A 16,660-nucleotide genomic window follows, 5' to 3' on the forward strand; every position below is an offset into this window, starting at 1 on the left:
CCTTTAGGACGAGGTGCTATATTTGTAACGGCGCTGTAACATTATTTAATCCAACTGTAAAAAACAAGTCTAGTTTCCTCTGCTATACTCTAGTTGAGAGACGTCGAATCGGAAAAGATTTTGTCGGGGGTTAGGGGAAATGAAAAAATGGTATTCTCTCCTGTTCGTATCCATGATCGTTCTATTTTCCTCCTTCTTTGTAAGCACTTCCAGTTCTGACGCAGCCGCCAACAAGACGAGGCTGATCGCCGAGGCCAAAAAACTGGTCGGCACTCCGTATCGGTATGGTGGCACAACGCCAAAAGGATTTGACTGCTCGGGATTTGTTTACTATACCCATAAAAAAGTCGGCGTCACGTTGCCTCGTACTTCGCGAGAAATGTACAAAGAAGGTGCATACGTACATAAGTCCCAATTGCAGCCGGGAGATTTAGTGTTTTTCGACACTTCCAAACAGACGAAAGGGGTCTCCCACGTCGCGATCTATATTGGCAACAACCAAGTGATTCATGCCGTTTCCCGCGGTGTCAAAATCGACAGCTTAAACAGCAGCTATTGGAAAACAAGATATGTCGGAGCCAAGCGTCTGTAGCGGTTCATTGCAAAAGCTCTCTGTCATATTAAGCGCGCTTAATAGGCAGGGGGTTTTTATTATGCAAAAAAAAAAAGCGGCCCTCCGAAACCGAAGGGCCCAATATATATTCATAGGGGATCGGGGGAATACTTGGAAAACGTTACGCTATTATTCATTTCCTCCCTTTTCGTCTTTTATACATGAAAACAAAAAAATTTTTTATGATCCCCAGCCGCAACAGCTTCTCCCTCTCGTTTCGACAATGTGGACATAAAACCGCCGTTCTTGTCGAATGGTATAGATGATGACTGGTTGTCCGTTCATCGATTTTTGACAAAGGCAGGTGTTTCCGTTGTTCGCTTCCTCACAGCTGGGCGTTGATTTAGGGACGATGAATGTCAGGCTGTTCAGCCAGACGAAAGGGCTTCTGTTTGACGAACCAGCAACAGTCGCCTATAACCGCCAGGCGGACAAGCTCATGGCAATCGGCCAAAAGGCAAAACAAATGATCGGCAAAACTCCGCCCCATGTTGAAGTGACGTATCCATTGCGAAACGGCGTGATCGCTGATTTTGACCGCGCCAAGGCGCTGTTGCAGCAAGTCTTTAAACAATCAAGCAAACAGCTCGGCCTCGCTTTCAAAAAACCAGACGTCGTCATGAGCGTCCCATTCCACGCCACCTCCGTCGAGCGCCGCTCTTTTTACGAAATCGCCAAACATTGCGGAGCAAAGCATATTCAGTTTATTGAGGAACCCGTCGCAGCCGCCATCGGCGCAGATTTGCCGGTCGGCGAGCCAGTCGCGAATGTCGTCGTCCATTTAGGGGCCGGCAAAACAGAAGCCGCGATTATCTCGTTTGGCGGCGTTGTTGCCTGCCGCTCGCTTCGCATCGGCGGCAACCAGCTTGACGAAGACATTATGCAATATGTCCGCCAGCACTACAGTTTGCTAATCGGCGAACAGACGGCCGAACAAGTGAAAATCGAAATCGGCAGCGCCCCGGGAACGGTCATGGAACAGTCGGTGACGATCCATGGCCGCGATTTTGTCACCGGCTTCCTCAAAGCGGTGTCCTTGGACCCAACCGAAGTGCAAACGGCCATCAAAGAATCGCTTTGGCAAATCGCCGAAGCCATTCGCGCTGTTCTTGAAGAATGCCCGGCCGAACTGAGCGGCGACATCATCGACCGCGGCGTCGTGCTCACCGGCGGAGGCGCCTTGCTGCATGGCATCGAGCAATGGCTGAGCACGGAACTGCACGTGCCCGTGCATGTCGCGCCCAATCCGGCTGAAGCGGTCGCCATCGGCACAGGGAAGGCGCTTCGGGCGATGCCAAAGCGCCTCGATGCAGCGCTGTAGCTTATTTCCAACTCCCAATCATGGAAGCAACTCAAAGCCCCCGCGTCATCGCGGGGGTTCTTGTTAGACCGGCTATGGACATCCCTGGCGCGCAAGAGGCCGCTCACTGTGGTGTTAGGACGTCTGCCAAATGCGCTCCTCCCCTTGCGCTGCCTGTGCTCCCTCGGCGGCCTCAAGCAGCAAGTCCACAATATGGACGGCGCGGACGCTTCCTGACAGCCCGGCCCGTTCAATGCCAAGTTTCATTTGCAGCAAGCAGCCTGGGTTCGCCGTCACGATCGTCGTCGCTTTCGTTTGTTTCGCCATTTCCATTTTGTAGTCTAAAATTTGCATTGACATCTCCGGTTCCACAAGGTTGTAAATGCCGGCCGATCCACAGCAGCGGTCAGCATCTTTCATCTCGCGGAACTCGACGCCGTCAATCGCCCGCAACAAACGGCGCGGGGCTGCCGCTGTTTTCATAACGTTGCGCAAATGGCACGAATCTTGGTAGGTGACCGTTTGCGGCGCCACGCGGAGCGGCCGTTGATGAAATCCCAGCTCGACAAGCACTTCGGAAATATCTTTCACTTTCGCCGCAAACGCCGCCGCCCGTCCGCGCCATTCGGGATCGTCTTTTAGCAAATGTTCATATTCCAACAAAAACGCCCCGCAGCCGCCGGCGTTCGTCACAATGTAGTCGACGTCGAGCTGCTCAAAAGCGGCAATGTTTCGCTTTGCCAGCTCTTTCGCCATCTCCTTCTCCCCGCCATGCCCATGCAATGCTCCGCAGCACCCTTGGGACGGCGGAATGATGACTTCGCAGCCGGCGAGCTGCAACAGACGCAGCGTCGCATCGTTTGTCGCCATAAACATCGTATCCATCAAGCAGCCGGCGAAAAAGGCGACCCGTTTTTTCACCGCATCATCTGGGTTGAAGCGATGCGGCCGGTTTTTCATCTCTTTTGCGGTCGGCACGTCCGGCAACACGCGCTCCATTTGCCGGAACGAGGCCGGAAGCAGGCGAAGCAGCCCGGTTTTGCGGGCAAGCGTCCGCAAGCCGGAGCGCTGATACCAACCGAGAAGCGCCGTCGCCTTCCGCATCCGTTCTTGATGCGGAAACAGTCCGGCAAACACAAGCTTGCGGATGAGGCGAACCGGAAGCGGCATTTTTTTATGCTGGGCGATAATGTCACGCGCCTCTTCCAACAGATGGCCGTAGCGGACGCCGGACGGACAGACTGGTTCGCACGCCCGGCATCCTAAACATAAGTGGAGCGCTCGTTCCACTTCCTCGTCCGGTTCAATCAAACCGTCCACGACCGCTTTCATCAACGCAATCCGCCCGCGCGGCGATTGGGCTTCTTGCCGCCCCGATTCGATGTACGTCGGACATGATGGCAGGCAAAAGCCACAGCGCATACAGTTCATCAGTTCATCCTCATCCATCCGTTCTTGAAACGCTTTCTGAATGAGCGCTCGTTCTATCTTCGTTGTCATCGTGTCACCACCACCCGTTTTCTCGTGCTTTTGGCGAACACTTTGCCCGGATTCATAATATTGTTCGGGTCGAGCGCCTGCTTGACCGCTTTCATGGCAGCGATGCCGGCCGGACCGAGCTTCCATTCCAAATACGGCGCTTTCATCACCCCGACGCCGTGTTCGCCGGTAATCGTGCCACCCAATTCAATCGCTTTGGCGAAAATTTCTTCAAACGCTCGTTCCACCTGCTCCATTTCTTCACGATTGCGGGCGTCGGTCGGACAGGTCGGGTGCAAGTTGCCGTCGCCGGCATGGCCGAACGTACAGATCTTTACTTGATACTTCTCGGCAATTTCGTTGATCGCTTTGACCATTTTGGCGATTTCCGAGCGCGGCACGGTTGCGTCCTCTAAAATCGTCGTCGGTTTCAAACGCGCCAGCGCCGACAGCGCCGCCCGCCGCGCCGTCCGCAGCGCCTCTGCTTCTTCCTCCGAGCGGGCGAGCTGAACGGACACCGCCTGCTCGGCCCGGCAAATATCGGCCATCTTTTTCATATCGCGCTCTACACTTCCTTCGGTCCATCCTGCTCAATCAGCAGCACGGCCTTGACATTGGTCGGCAAGCCGATGCGGGCAAAATCTTCGACCACTTCCAATGTCGGCTGGTCCAAAAACTCGAGCGTCGCTGGAATGATCTTGTTGGCGATGATTTTCGACACCGAACGGGCGGCCGCCTCCAAATCTTGATAAAGAGCGAGCATCGTCTGCTTCGTCTCTGGCATCGGAATAAGTTTTAACGTCGCTTCGGTGACAATGCCAAGCGTTCCTTCCGATCCGACAAACAGACGGGTTAAGTCATAGCCAGCTACATCTTTTGCCAGCTTGCCACCGGTGCGGATGACATCGCCGTTCGCTAGGACGACTTCCAACCCGAGCACATAGTCGCGCGTCACCCCGTATTTCAGACCGCGCAAGCCGCCTGAGTTTTCGCTGATGTTGCCGCCAATCGTTGAAATTTTCATCGACCCCGGGTCCGGCGGATAAAACAATCCTTTTTCTTCAACGGCTTTCGCCAAATCAAGCGTCACCACTCCCGGCTGAACAGTCGCGGTTAAGTTTTCCTCATCAATTTCCAAAATGCGGTTCATATGGTTAAACAGAAGAACGATCCCGCCTTCGACCGGACACGTGCCGGCGCAAAGGTTCGTGCCCGACCCGCGCGGCACGATCGGGATGCGATACTCGTTGCAAATTTTCGCGATTTCCGCCACTTCCTGGGTAGTTCGCGGCGCAATGACCGCATCGGGGAGCGACTGAAACTGCGGCGTGGCATCATACGAATAGACGAGCCGCCCCGTTTTCGTGTCATCGTAGTTTTCAGCTCCCACGACTTGAATCAACCGTTTTTTCGCCTCATTTGGAATCAATGGTCTCACCCTTTCCACATCGTCTGCATTCGTCGACAGTGGAAAAGGGGCCGGGCTTGGCGCCCGTTTCCATCCCGGCCAAGCCTCGTCCCCCCTTCGTTGCCGTTACGGAATCATCCACGACAATACCGTCGATTGCAAGTAAACAAGAATGCCAATCAAGATGATTAAGAACACGCTATGTTTGACCGTGAAGCGGAACAAGTCGGATTCTTTGCCGGTCAAACCGACGGCCGCACAGGCGACCGCGATCGATTGCGGCGAAATCATTTTCCCGACAACGCCGCCTGATGAGTTGGCCGCCAACGCCAGCACCGGATCCATGCCGATCGATGCCGCCGTCACTTTTTGCAGGTTGCCGAACAACAAGTTCGACGACGTGTCGGAACCGGTGATAAACACGCCGAGCCAGCCTAAAATCGGCGAGAAGAACGGGAACAACGGGCCTGTTTTGGCCAACGCCATCCCAAGCGTCGTGCTCATGCCTGACGAGTTGGCAATGTAGGCAAAGCCGACGACCGAAGCGATCGTCACAATCGGATATTTCAATTCGTTAAGCGTTTCCACAAACGTGCGGCCCCACTCTTTCCACGAGATGCCGATGATGAACTTGGTGACGACCGCCGCCAGCAAAATCGCCGTCCCAGCCGCGCCGAGCAGCTCAAGCTTATACACCGCAGCGATCGGTTGGCCGCTTGGGTTCAAAATTTGGTTGTTGAGCCCCGGCACCGGCGGCATAAACGTCAAGTGGACGCCGATAGCGTTGACCAACTTCAACAAGCCGTTTGTCCCTTCATAATGGCCGGTGAGCGCCGCTTTCACTTGCGGGATGCCCCAAAGCGAGATCAAGGCCGTCAGCACAAGAAACGGCGACCAAGCGCGGAATACTTCCCCGCCGCGATGCGAAATGCGAGCCATTTGACCAGCGGCCGCCACTTCCGACTCCGTTGCAAAGCGGAATGTGCTTTTCGGCTTCCAATATTTCAAAAAGACAGCCAACGCGACGATCGAAACGAGCGAGGACAAAATGTCCGGCAGCTCCGGTCCTAAAAAGTTCGAGGTGAAATATTGCGTCAGCGCAAACGAAACGCCGGAGACGATAATGGCCGGCAACACTTCGACTGTCTTTTTCCATCCTGCCATAATCAAAACGAGATAGAACGGAATGAACACCGATAAAAACGGCAGCTGCCGCCCGACCATTTTCGAAATTTCCATCGCCGGCACACCGGTCGGCCCTTCCATCGAGATGATCGGAATCCCGACCGCCCCGAACGCCACCGGCGCTGTGTTGGCGATCAAGCAAATGCCCGCGGCATACAGCGGGTTGAACCCCAACCCGGCAAGAAGCGCCGCTGAAATCGCCACCGGGGCGCCAAACCCAGCTGCTCCTTCCAAAAAGGCGCCAAACGAAAAGGCAATCAGCAGCGCCTGCAGCCGCCGGTCTTCGGTGAGCGAGACAACCGAATTGCGGATAATGTCAAAGTGGCCTGTTTTCACCGTCAGCTTGTATAAAAAGACAGAGGTGATGATGATCCAGCCGATCGGGAGCAGCCCGTACACCGCCCCTTGCGTCACCGACATGACCGCTTTGCCGGCCGGCATCCTGTAAGCGATTACAGCCAACACCAAAGCAAGCAGCAACGTCGTCAGCCCGGCGACATGCCCTTTCATCCGCTTGACAGCCAGCGCCCAAAAGAAATACAAAATCGGAATGAGTGCAACAATGGCCGATAACCAAAGCTGGTCGGCGATTGGCGTGAAGTCCTGCTTCCACATGCGGTTTTCTCCTCCCCTTTGCGCCTGACTTCGCGGCGTTTGCGAGATCGTCCGCCCATCCTTTTCATTCTAGTCTTCTAGTCATCAGATGACCGGATAAGAAACGCCGTCTGTCTCACATTATAAAAGTACTCAACAAAAAAGACAATAGTATTTTTTCATTTTTCTAACTTTTTCTCTTATCCCCTTCTCCTTTCCGTCCGCAAAAAAGCGCTTGTCCTTCCCCTTTATGCTGTATCATAATAGACAGTGCGGATGCATTGCTTTTGAAAACGGGAAATCCATTCTTCCGAACATTGAGGTGGAACCATTGGCATTTAAACGAATCAAAACGAAAAAAAATCTATGAAGAAGTGGCCGAAGCGATTTTTGATATGATCAAAAACGGCGAGCTGAAACCCGGTGACAAACTTGATTCCGTCCAGCAGCTCGCTGAGCAATTTCAAGTTGGGCGCGCCGCCATTCGCGAGGCGCTCACTGCCTTGAAAGCAATGGGGTTGATCGAACTGCGGCAAGGAGAGGGGACGTACGTCCGTGAGTTCGATCCGACGATGATGACGTTTCCGTTATCCATGGCGGTCTTAATGAACAAAGAAGATATTTGGCATTTGCTTGAAGTGCGCAAGCTGCTTGAGGCAGGAGCCGCCTCGCTCGCCGCCTCCAAACGGACAGAGCGCGACCTTGAGGCGATGGCACAAGCGCTTCGGCAAATGAAAGAAGGCATCGGCAGCGGTGAGCTTGGGGAGAAGGCCGATTGGGCGTTTCATATGGCCATCGCCGAGGCGTCGCAAAATCCGATGCTCACAAGCATCATGAACAGCGTCTCCGGCATGATCGTTGAAACGATGCGGGAAACGCGCCGCATTTGGCTGTTTTCGAAACAAACGACGACCGAAAAGCTGCTTGCCGAACACCAAGCGATTTTCGAAGCCATTCGCGACCAAAATCCGGACGCCGCCCGGGCGCGCATGCTTGAACATTTGACCAATGTCGAAAACGTATTGCGCCGCTACATTCGCACTCAGCAGCCAAACTGAGTGCGTTTTTTGCAAAAAAGAGCTACGAATCTGAAAAAATGGTTTATAATAGACATATAGTCATCAGATGACCTGCTCACCCATCCCCAAAAAACAGGAGGGAGAAGAAGTGAAAGTATCGTTGTTTGTCACTTGCCTCATCGACCTCTTTTACACGAATGCCGGCAAAGCGACCGTCGAACTGCTCGAGCGGCTCGGCTGCGAGGTTGATTTTCCGGAGGCGCAAACGTGCTGCGGCCAGCCCGCGTATAACAGCGGTTATGTCAAAGAGTCAAAAGAAGCCATGAAACAGATGATGCGCGCGTTCGCCCACGCTGATTACGTCGTCACCCCATCCGGCTCGTGCGCGGCGATGTTAAAAGAATATCCGCACATTTTCCACGGCGACCCGGAATGGGAAGCGGAGGCGAAACGGCTCGCAGCGAAAACGTACGAGCTGACGCAATTTCTCGTTGACGTCCTGAAAGTCGAAGATGTCGGCGCCTCGCTTCACGGGCGGGCGACGTACCATACGTCTTGCCATATGACCCGCCTTCTTGGCGTGAAAGACGCACCGCTCCGGCTGTTGGAACATGTCAAAGGGCTTGAGCTCGTTCCGCTGCCGAACGCCCACCAGTGCTGCGGGTTTGGCGGCACATTTTCTGTCAAAATGGGGCCGATTTCCGAACAAATGGTCGATGAAAAGATCGGGCATATCGAAGAGGTGGAAGCAGACTATTTAATCGGCGCCGACTGCGGCTGTTTAATGAACATCGGCGGCCGCATCGGGCGGCTTGGCAAACCGATTCGCGTCATGCATATCGCCGAAGTGCTCAATCAACAAAAGTAAGAGAGGGGGACTCGGACATGCCGATGAAAATTGAAAACGGTCCGTTTTGGAAGCGGGTCGAGGAAAACTTGCAAAATGATTTTATGCGCGGGGCGGTCGCCGGCATGCAAGACCGCGGCTATGTGCGGCGGCTTGGCGTCATCGAAGAGCTCGGCCATTGGGAGGAGTGGCGCTCGCTCGCCGAACAAATCCGAAAGCATACGCTGGAAAACTTGGACTATTATTTAATGCAGCTCAGTGAAAACGTTGCCAAACGAGGCGGCCACGTTTTTTTCGCCCAGACGGCTGAAGAAGCGAACGACTACATCCGCCGCATCGCCTTGGAAAAACAGGCGAAAAAAATCGTCAAATCAAAATCGATGGTGACCGAAGAAATCAACTTAAACCCGGTGCTCGAAGCCATCGGCTGCCAAGTGGTCGAAACGGACCTTGGCGAATACATTTTGCAAATCGATGACCATGACCCGCCGTCGCATATCGTGGGTCCAGCGCTCCATAAAAACAAAGAGCAAATCCGCGACGTCTTCCGCCGCAAGCTCGGCTATACGAAGTCGTCCGATCCGGTTGAACTCGCCCGCCATGCCCGTGAGATGCTGCGGCGCGACTATTTGACCGCTGACATCGGCATCACCGGGTGCAACTTCGCCATCGCCGAATCGGGCTCGATCACGCTCGTCACGAACGAAGGCAACGCCGACTTGGTGACCGCATTGCCGAAAACGCAAATTACCGTCATGGGGATGGAGCGGATCGTTCCGACGTTTGAGGAGATGGAAGTGCTTGTGAGTATGTTGACACGCAGCGCCGTCGGGCAAAAACTGACGAGCTACATCACCGTTCTCACCGGTCCGCGCGACGAAGGAGACGCTGACGGTCCGGAAGAATTCCATCTCGTCATCGTTGACAACGGACGCTCCTCGATTTTAGGGACGGAATTCCAGCCCATATTGCAATGCATCCGCTGCGCGGCTTGCGTCAACGTTTGTCCAGTATATCGCCATATCGGCGGCCATTCGTACGGCTCGATTTACTCCGGCCCGATCGGCGCGGTATTGTCGCCGCTGTTGGGCGGCTACGACGACTACAAGGAGCTTCCGTACGCCTCCTCGCTGTGCGCCGCCTGTACCGAGGCGTGCCCGGTGAAAATCCCGCTTCACGAGCTGCTCATCAAGCATCGCCAAATCATCGTCGAGCGGGAAGGAAAAGCGCCGGTCGCAGAAAAACTGGCGATGAAAGCGTTCCGCCTCGGGACAGCCTCATCGTCGCTCTACCGCTTCGGCACGAAATTCGCACCGAGCGCCTTCGCTCCGTTTGTAGAGGACGGGCGCGTCACAAAAGGACCCGGGCCGCTGAAAGCATGGACGGAAAGCCGCGAATTTCCGGCGCCGAGCAAAGAACGGTTCCGTGACTGGTTCCAAACACGCCAAAAAGGAGGGAATCCATCATGACGCGTGGCACCATTCAAAACCGCGATGCGTTTTTGCAAACCATCGCCGAGCGCCTTGGAAGAGCCCCGCGCCTGTCCGGCGTCTCCCGGCCGCAATGGGACTGTGCGCCGCAATGGACAGTGTTTGCCGGCTATAGCCAAGACGACTTGCTGAACGTGCTGCAAAAACAATGCGGATTGATCCATACCGATTATATCGAAACGACAAGCGCCGAACTTGCCGGCGCGCTGAGGCGGCAAGTGGCCGCCTACGGCGGCGGCCCGGTCATCGTGCCGGATGACCCGCGCTTTGCCGAGTATGGGCTGTCCGCTCTGCTTCAAGACGAATGGCCCGCCGAGCAAACCGCCGTCCATACGTGGAATCCGGCGCTCGGCCGCCAAAACATTGACGCCGCCGAGCAGGCGAACGTCGGCATCGCCTTCAGCGACATCACGCTGGCGGAATCAGGGACAGTCGTTTTGTTTTCGCGCAATGAACAAGGGCGGGCCATTCACTTTTTGCCGAAAACATATATCGCCATCGTCCCGAAAAGCACGGTCGTGCCGCGCATGACGCAAGCGGCGGCGGCCATTCATGAACAAATTGAAAAAGGCGGCCTCGTCCCGTCGTGCATCAACTTCATCACCGGGCCGAGCAACTCGGCTGACATTGAAATGAACTTAGTCGTCGGCGTCCACGGCCCGATGAAAGCGGCGTATATCGTCGTCACCGACCGCTGACCAAAACGAAACGGTGCCCTTTCTTGATCATGGGGCACCGTTTTTTCTTCAATATTGCCGGCTGACATCGACCGCATTGGCAAGCGGTTCGCCGGTTTCGATGCAGCGAAAATGGTTGTTCGCAACGGTTTGACGTCTTGATCAATTCGGATGGAACGGACTGACAGACACTTTCGCGTGATTTTTCACATCCGTAACGACCAGCAAAATCAGCCTTCCCTTCTTCTCATACACAAAAGCTGACCCCCACCGGTCAACTTGAGTCCATTGACGTTTCTCCAATTCGTCAAGATAATAGTCAGCCACTTCCTCCGCCGAAGAAGACGCAACAACAAACTCCACCCGTTCATCCACCGAACGAATGTCACTCGCCTTTGGGTGCAGGGGAATATCGTCATACCCTGGGACCGTCTGTTGTTGCTCACAACCTGAAAAGAAAATCATGACAAGGAGCAAAACTAGCGGGATGCCTATACGCACTTCATCCCCTCCCGTAGAATACTAGCTTTGGAATTAGCCCGTTGACGGCCAAATGGATTGATCATCCATCGCGATTTCCCATTTAGTTCACCCAATAGTAATCTGTCACATGGAGGAACCGGGTCGTCTTGGCCCCCAAATCCCAATAGCGATGGTACGTATCATTGGTATGATAGTTGACATACGGTTGACCATTCCTGATCTCAACGACAATCGCGCTGTGGTCCAAGATGCCATCACCGTCAAAATCGTAATATATGCTGTCACCCAATTGCAAATCAGTTGCCCTGGAAACGTATGTGCCGCGATGCTCATCTGTCTCATTGTTGCGGGAAAGATGATACGCTTGATCGTGGGCCACGGACCAGCTGTAAGTCCATGCGTCATCCCCGGTCCCTGAAGTTCCTTTGGTATTGTACCACCAAACATACGGTTCCGCCCAAGCTTGCCGAGCGGAGCCTCCTTCGTAGAACGACTGAGACACGAAATTAGCGCAGTCATTCGAAAAAGATCGGTATTTCGGGTTACGCCCATTCCACCATCGATTCGCGTAGTTGACAGCTCCTTGGCGAGAGTAGTAGGTGTAAAAACCTTGAATGACAACATCGCCTCCAGCGATTGAGATAGGTGGAGTCTCTGAACCCGATGCCCCAACCTTCCGCACGTTTTCCTGTCCTCTTTTCGAATACGTATCTTGGTAGTTCATCCCAACAATCAGCCAATCTCCATCACGTTTGATCAATGTAGCCGAATAAGGAATGTTAGCCTCTTTGGTGATCACAGATTCATTCGATCCCGGAAACACGGACTCATACTCAACAGAAACCAGGGCCCGGACCTTAGCCATTTTACCATTGATCTCAACACTTTCAAAAACAGGGTGAACCTCCACATTTGAATATCGAAATCCAGCACGATAAGCAGGTTCCAAGTAGTGCCTTCTTACGTAAGCACGCTCACGGCTTTCCTCTTGTTCGGAAACACTCGGATCATAAAACCGTTTCACGTTCACTTGCGGATCAATCATCAACTGCCATCGAGCCTCTAAAGCATGGACAACCTTCTGCTTCACAGCAGCAAGATCACTATCATTTGAAGGATTTACCACTAAGTTAGCAGCTCCAGCCAAGCTGCCTCCTGAAATGAACAGACTCGTTAGTCCTCCTACGAACACAATCAGTGAAATGACCAATCGTTTCAAGTGTAATGGGTGAAACATAACCTTCACTCTCCCCCTCTACACCATTTTTCATCACCATATCAACACCAAGTCAGTTTATAAAAAAGATATCTCGAAGTCACCCTAATTTATCGATCCCCCTTCCTTAGTGGTTTAATTTTTAATATAAATCAACACGATCATTTTTTCACCGCCAATTTGTGTCGGAACCCCGCCATTTTTTGGCGGAATACCGACACGAAATGGCGGACTTCAAAAAGAAAACTCCCTCACCTATCAGATGAAGACGTTAACAACATATGAAGTTCTGGAATGAACCCTAATTGTTTTGCTTTTTCCACGGCTTCTACCCTCGAAGATACATGCAGCTTCGTGAAGATGCGCGATAAGCGTCTTTCTATCGTTCGTTGGCTCGTGTGATGTTTTTTGGCAATGTCTTTATTGCATGAACAAATTTGGCAACTTTCGTTAGGTTGTGCCGCTCCAGCCTGAGTGTAATCGTGGGCATGGCTTCGCCCCCTTTTCTTTTGAGATTCCACACCGAAAGAGAAAAATGGTGGCTCGAAGCCATCCTCTTGAGGGATTGCCGAGCAATGCCGGCTTTCATCCCTCGATTGAAACCGTAGGTTTTTAGATGGCTTTTTCTGTAAATTTCAACAGGATTTCTAACATTCCTTCTTCTTTTCACAATGATGCTATAGAAAAAAGGCGTCCCATTGTTTTTGAGACACCTTTTTCCTTCAATATTGCCGGCTGACATCGACCGCATTGGCAAGCGGTTCGCCGGTTTCGATGCAACGGAGCGTGTCTAAAATGCTTTGGGCGGCGTCTTCGGCTGACGTGAGCGCCGCGATATGCGGGGTGATGATGGCGTTTGGATGGGCCCATAGCGGCGAGTGCGGCGGAAGCGGCTCTTCTTCAAACACATCGAGCACGGCGAGGCGCACATTTCGGTTTTCCAACGCGCCGACAAGCGCCGTCTCATCAACCGTCGCCCCACGCCCAACATTGATAAAGCCCGCGTTGTGCAAACAGGCAAAAAACGTCTCGTCAAAGAGATGATGCGTTTCCTTGGTGAGTGGAAGGGCCGCGATCACCCAATCAGCACGGGCAAGCGCTTCCCCCGCCTCTTCATGGCGGTAAACAACCGAAAACGGCGGCGTGTCTCGGCCGCTTCGCGAGACGCCGATCGGGGAAACCCCAAATAAACGAAGCGTTTCCGCGATGCGCCGGCCGATTTCGCCTGTCCCGTAAATGACAACCCGCTGTTCGCCAAGCCGCTTCGGAGCGAACGGCTTCCATTGCCGCTGCTCTTGATGCCATGCATACACGTCATGGCATTGGGCGTCGCGCAGCAAGTAGCTGAGACAATATTCGGCGATCTGCTCGCCGAACGAGCCGACCGTCCGCGTCAACAGCACGTCCGTCTTCCATTGTCGCCTCCACAAAAACGCGTCAACACCCGCGCCGAGGGAATGCACCCAGCGGAGCGAGGCGAGCGAAAACGGCCCGGCCGGACGAAAGCCGACGTACGCATCCGCCCAGGCGAAATCATTGGCCGTCAATTCTTCTTCCGCCACAAAGCGAAACGCTTTATCGGGCCGCTTGTCCGGAAGAAGGGCGGCAAGCTCGGCATAAAGCCTTCCTGTCACAAGAATGCGTTGGATGTCCATGACGTCAAACCACCCCTCAACCGTTCAAATCAATGTACCTTCCTCACGCTCAGCTCTTTTATTCGTGATATAGCCGGCCGCCAATACCACAATTGTCACGCCGGCGGCAACCACATAAACGAACGGGCCGTAAGAAAGATGAAGCCAATGAAGCACCCCTTCATCCCCCGCCATCATCTTTCCGGCCGTCCACGCCAAAATGCCGGAGCCGACATACGCGATCCAGCGGTGTTTTTCCATAAGACGCACGATCGCTTTTGAGCCAAAAATCATGATCGGGATGCTGATGGCGACCCCAAGCGCAAGCATACCCAGATGCCCTTCCGCCGCCCCGGCGACGGCGACGACATTGTCCAAGCTCATGACCGCATCGGCGATGACGATCGTCATGATGGCTTTCAACAACCGGTCTGCCGCTCGAACGTTGGCCTCCTCCTCCCGCTCAACAAGCACTTTATAGGCGATCCAGACAAGCAGCAACCCTCCGGCGAAGTGAACGAACGGGATGTTGAGCAAAAAGACGATGACCGCCGCAAACAAAATGCGCAGCATCACTGCCCCGGCCGTTCCCCAAAAGATCGCCTTGTTTTGCTGGTCTTTTGGCAGCCGGCGCGTCGCCATCGCAATGACGACCGCATTATCCCCCGACAAAATGATATCAATTGCAATAATCTTCCATAACGCCAACAGCGCCGCGGCAGAAATGGTCAACAAAAGCCCCCCTCCCCTTTGCCTTTCTTCTTCATCATACTGCAAATTCGACTGGGGGACAACTGTCGAATAGTCTGTCCATGCTCTCGCCCTAACCAATATGGGAAAGGCTCTCTGCATCGTCCGAACTTCGCAGAAAAAGTAAAGGAGGCAAACCATCTTCACTGATGACTGCTTCCCTATCTCTAGCGGAAAAGGTCTATATCACTGCCATTTTTTCAAACACCTATCCTTGAACGCTCCCATGCCTCTACGCCCACTATGCTTTGCCCTTCTTGAAAAAGCTGGTGATTCAAGGGGAAATGCTGTCCCCCAACAGTATTTCTCAAGTTGAAAAACCTTGCAACCCCACAACTTCCTGGCTCTTTCTCACTAGACTTCTAAGCTTTCGCTTCATCGCGGAGGGAGTGATGTTTTGCCCTTTCGCTCAACCACGCAGCCACCGCTTCAATGTCATTGGAAAAGACGCGGTCAGCTGTAATGGAGGAAACCATGCGGCGCGCCTCATGGTAAAACCGCCGCGTTGACGGGGCCATGCGCTCGATGCCGCGTTCCTCCACCGCCTGCAAAGCGCAAATGAGCTCAATCGCCAACACTTTTCGAGCGTTTTGCACGATCATGTGCGCATGGCGGGCGGCGGTCGTTCCCATGCTGACATGGTCTTCCTGGTTGGCCGATGACGGAATCGAATCGACGCTGGCCGGATGGGCGAGCGTCTTGTTTTCCGATACGAGCGAAGCGGCGACATATTGCATAATCATTGCTCCCGACTGCAAGCCAGGCTGTGGGCTTAAAAACGGCGGCAAGCCTTCGCTAAGCTGCGGATTGACGAGCCGTTCGATGCGGCGTTCGCTGATGTTGGCCAGCTCCGCCACCGCGATTTTCAACAAATCCATGGCGATCGCAACGGGCTGGCCGTGAAAGTTGCCGCCAGAGAGCACCGTCCCGTCCGCAAAAATAAGCGGATTGTCCGTAGCAGCGTTCATTTCGATTTCAAGCGTTTCCTTCACATAACGAAGCGCCCTAAGCGACGCTCCGTGCACTTGCGGGAGGCAGCGGATGGAGTACGCATCTTGCACGCGCCGCTCCCCTTGCCTTGTTGTGAGTTGGCTGCCAGCTAAGTAGCGGCGCAGCCGTTCCGCCACCTCGGCCTGTTCCTGAAACCCGCGGGCTGCGTGGATGCGGGCGTCAAACGCGTCCACAATGCCATAAAGCGCCTCAGTCGTCAGCGCCGCGATCCATTCACTGTCATACGCCAGTTGTTCCGCCTCTAAGTAAGCAAGGGCTCCGACGGCCGTCATCGCCTGCGTGCCGTTAATAAGCGCCAGCCCTTCCTTCGCTTGCAAAGAAAGCGGCGAAATCCCTGCTTTTGAGAGCGCCTGATGAGCAGACATCCGCCGCCCTTCGTACATCACGTCACCCTCGCCGACCAGCGCCAGCGCCAAATGGGCGAGCGGCGCTAAATCGCCGCTCGCGCCGAGGGAACCTTGCTGCGGCACGATCGGATGGATGCCGGCGTTCAAAAACGCGAGCAGCTGCTCAATGACCGCCGGACGCACGCCGGAATACCCTTTCAACAACGCATTCGCCCGCAAAAGAAGCATCGCCCTCACGACATCTTCGGCAAATGGCTCGCCGACCGCGCAGGCGTGCGAGCGAAGAAGATTGATTTGCAGCTGTTCAAGGTCGCTTCCTTCAATGCGCACATCGGCGAGTTTGCCAAAACCCGTATTCACGCCATAGATCGTCCGTCCATTGGAGATCGCTTGTTCCACTGCCGCGCGGCTTTTCGCGACCGCCCTCATGCTTTCCTCCGCAGCCGCCACCCTCTCCCGCTCATAGACAACACGTCTTACCTCATCAATCGTCAATGTATGTCCGGTCAACACAACCATCATTCCCATCCCCTTTCATCCTATTTCGCGCAGAAGACTCCCACTTCAACGACCAAAGAAAGTAAGTAGGAGAGGAATGCGCGTTCCC

13 protein-coding genes and 2 pseudogenes are annotated in these 16,660 nt (G+C 54.1%); 6 read left to right on the forward strand and 9 right to left on the reverse strand.

What is annotated here, in order from left to right; genetic code table 11:
• Positions 1 to 139 precede the first annotated feature (139 nt).
• A complete protein-coding gene (locus tag I656_RS11180) occupies positions 140 to 592 on the forward strand; it encodes a C40 family peptidase (protein ID WP_020754354.1) in 453 nt (150 codons plus the stop codon).
• A 334-nt stretch (positions 593 to 926) separates the two neighbouring features.
• Positions 927 to 1,934, forward strand: coding sequence for a rod-share determining protein MreBH (gene mreBH, locus I656_RS11175; RefSeq protein WP_015373920.1), 1,008 nt, complete (start codon positions 927 to 929; stop codon positions 1,932 to 1,934).
• 114 nt (positions 1,935 to 2,048) lie between these two features.
• On the opposite strand, the gene I656_RS11170 is transcribed toward mreBH, so the two are convergent.
• The 3 genes and pseudogenes from I656_RS11170 to I656_RS11165 form a co-directional block, all read right to left on the reverse strand.
• Complete coding sequence (locus I656_RS11170) at positions 2,049 to 3,413, reverse strand: (Fe-S)-binding protein (protein ID WP_020754357.1); 1,365 nt, start codon at positions 3,411 to 3,413, stop codon at positions 2,049 to 2,051.
• Positions 3,410 to 4,821: pseudogene (glcD, locus tag I656_RS0115010) on the reverse strand (glycolate oxidase subunit GlcD). Before glcD ends, I656_RS11170 begins: the two are co-directional and overlap by 4 nt.
• A 105-nt stretch (positions 4,822 to 4,926) precedes the next feature.
• Positions 4,927 to 6,600 (reverse strand): L-lactate permease, encoded by a 1,674-nt coding sequence (locus I656_RS11165; protein WP_020754360.1) that lies wholly within the window; start codon positions 6,598 to 6,600, stop codon positions 4,927 to 4,929.
• Positions 6,601 to 6,974: 374 nt separating this feature from the next.
• Between I656_RS11165 and I656_RS11160 the strand changes: the two genes are divergently transcribed.
• From I656_RS11160 to I656_RS11145, 4 genes are all read left to right on the forward strand, one after another.
• The gene (locus tag I656_RS11160; protein WP_235048600.1) at positions 6,975 to 7,637 is read left to right on the forward strand and encodes a FadR/GntR family transcriptional regulator; all 663 of its coding nucleotides are present in this window, start codon (positions 6,975 to 6,977) and stop codon (positions 7,635 to 7,637) included.
• A 109-nt stretch (positions 7,638 to 7,746) separates the two neighbouring features.
• Positions 7,747 to 8,466 (forward strand): (Fe-S)-binding protein, encoded by a 720-nt coding sequence (locus tag I656_RS11155; protein ID WP_015373915.1) that lies wholly within the window; start codon positions 7,747 to 7,749, stop codon positions 8,464 to 8,466.
• 17 nt (positions 8,467 to 8,483) lie between these two features.
• A complete protein-coding gene (locus I656_RS11150; protein ID WP_020754364.1) occupies positions 8,484 to 9,914 on the forward strand; it encodes a LutB/LldF family L-lactate oxidation iron-sulfur protein in 1,431 nt (476 codons plus the stop codon).
• Positions 9,911 to 10,633 carry a lactate utilization protein C gene (locus I656_RS11145; RefSeq protein ID WP_020754365.1) on the forward strand — a complete coding sequence of 241 codons (723 nt, stop codon included), beginning with the start codon at positions 9,911 to 9,913 and terminating at the stop codon, positions 10,631 to 10,633. The genes I656_RS11150 and I656_RS11145 overlap by 4 nt, the downstream gene beginning before the upstream one ends.
• Before the next feature lie 141 nt (positions 10,634 to 10,774).
• Here the strand turns inward: I656_RS11145 and I656_RS11140 are convergent, their stop codons facing one another.
• The 6 genes and pseudogenes from I656_RS11140 to hutH form a co-directional block, all read right to left on the reverse strand.
• On the reverse strand, positions 10,775 to 11,113 hold the full coding sequence (locus I656_RS11140) for a hypothetical protein (RefSeq protein ID WP_020754366.1): 339 nt from the start codon (positions 11,111 to 11,113) through the stop codon (positions 10,775 to 10,777).
• Positions 11,114 to 11,195: 82 nt separating this feature from the next.
• Positions 11,196 to 12,332 carry an amidase domain-containing protein gene (locus I656_RS11135; RefSeq protein WP_033005045.1) on the reverse strand — a complete coding sequence of 379 codons (1,137 nt, stop codon included), beginning with the start codon at positions 12,330 to 12,332 and terminating at the stop codon, positions 11,196 to 11,198.
• 230 nt (positions 12,333 to 12,562) lie between these two features.
• A pseudogene (locus tag I656_RS19865) lies at positions 12,563 to 12,739 on the reverse strand (response regulator transcription factor); the annotation flags it as partial.
• Between the two features lie 294 nt (positions 12,740 to 13,033).
• Positions 13,034 to 13,966 (reverse strand): D-2-hydroxyacid dehydrogenase, encoded by a 933-nt coding sequence (locus tag I656_RS11130; protein WP_020754369.1) that lies wholly within the window; start codon positions 13,964 to 13,966, stop codon positions 13,034 to 13,036.
• 24 nt (positions 13,967 to 13,990) lie between these two features.
• On the reverse strand, positions 13,991 to 14,677 hold the full coding sequence (locus I656_RS11125) for a TerC family protein (RefSeq protein WP_033005053.1): 687 nt from the start codon (positions 14,675 to 14,677) through the stop codon (positions 13,991 to 13,993).
• A 380-nt stretch (positions 14,678 to 15,057) separates the two neighbouring features.
• A complete protein-coding gene (hutH, locus tag I656_RS11120; RefSeq protein ID WP_033005047.1) occupies positions 15,058 to 16,572 on the reverse strand; it encodes a histidine ammonia-lyase in 1,515 nt (504 codons plus the stop codon).
• Positions 16,573 to 16,660: the final 88 nt, after the last annotated feature.

Origin of the sequence: Geobacillus sp. WSUCF1 (assembly GCF_000422025.1) — a bacterium.
Taxonomy (GTDB): Bacteria; Bacillota; Bacilli; order Bacillales; family Anoxybacillaceae; genus Geobacillus; species Geobacillus zalihae.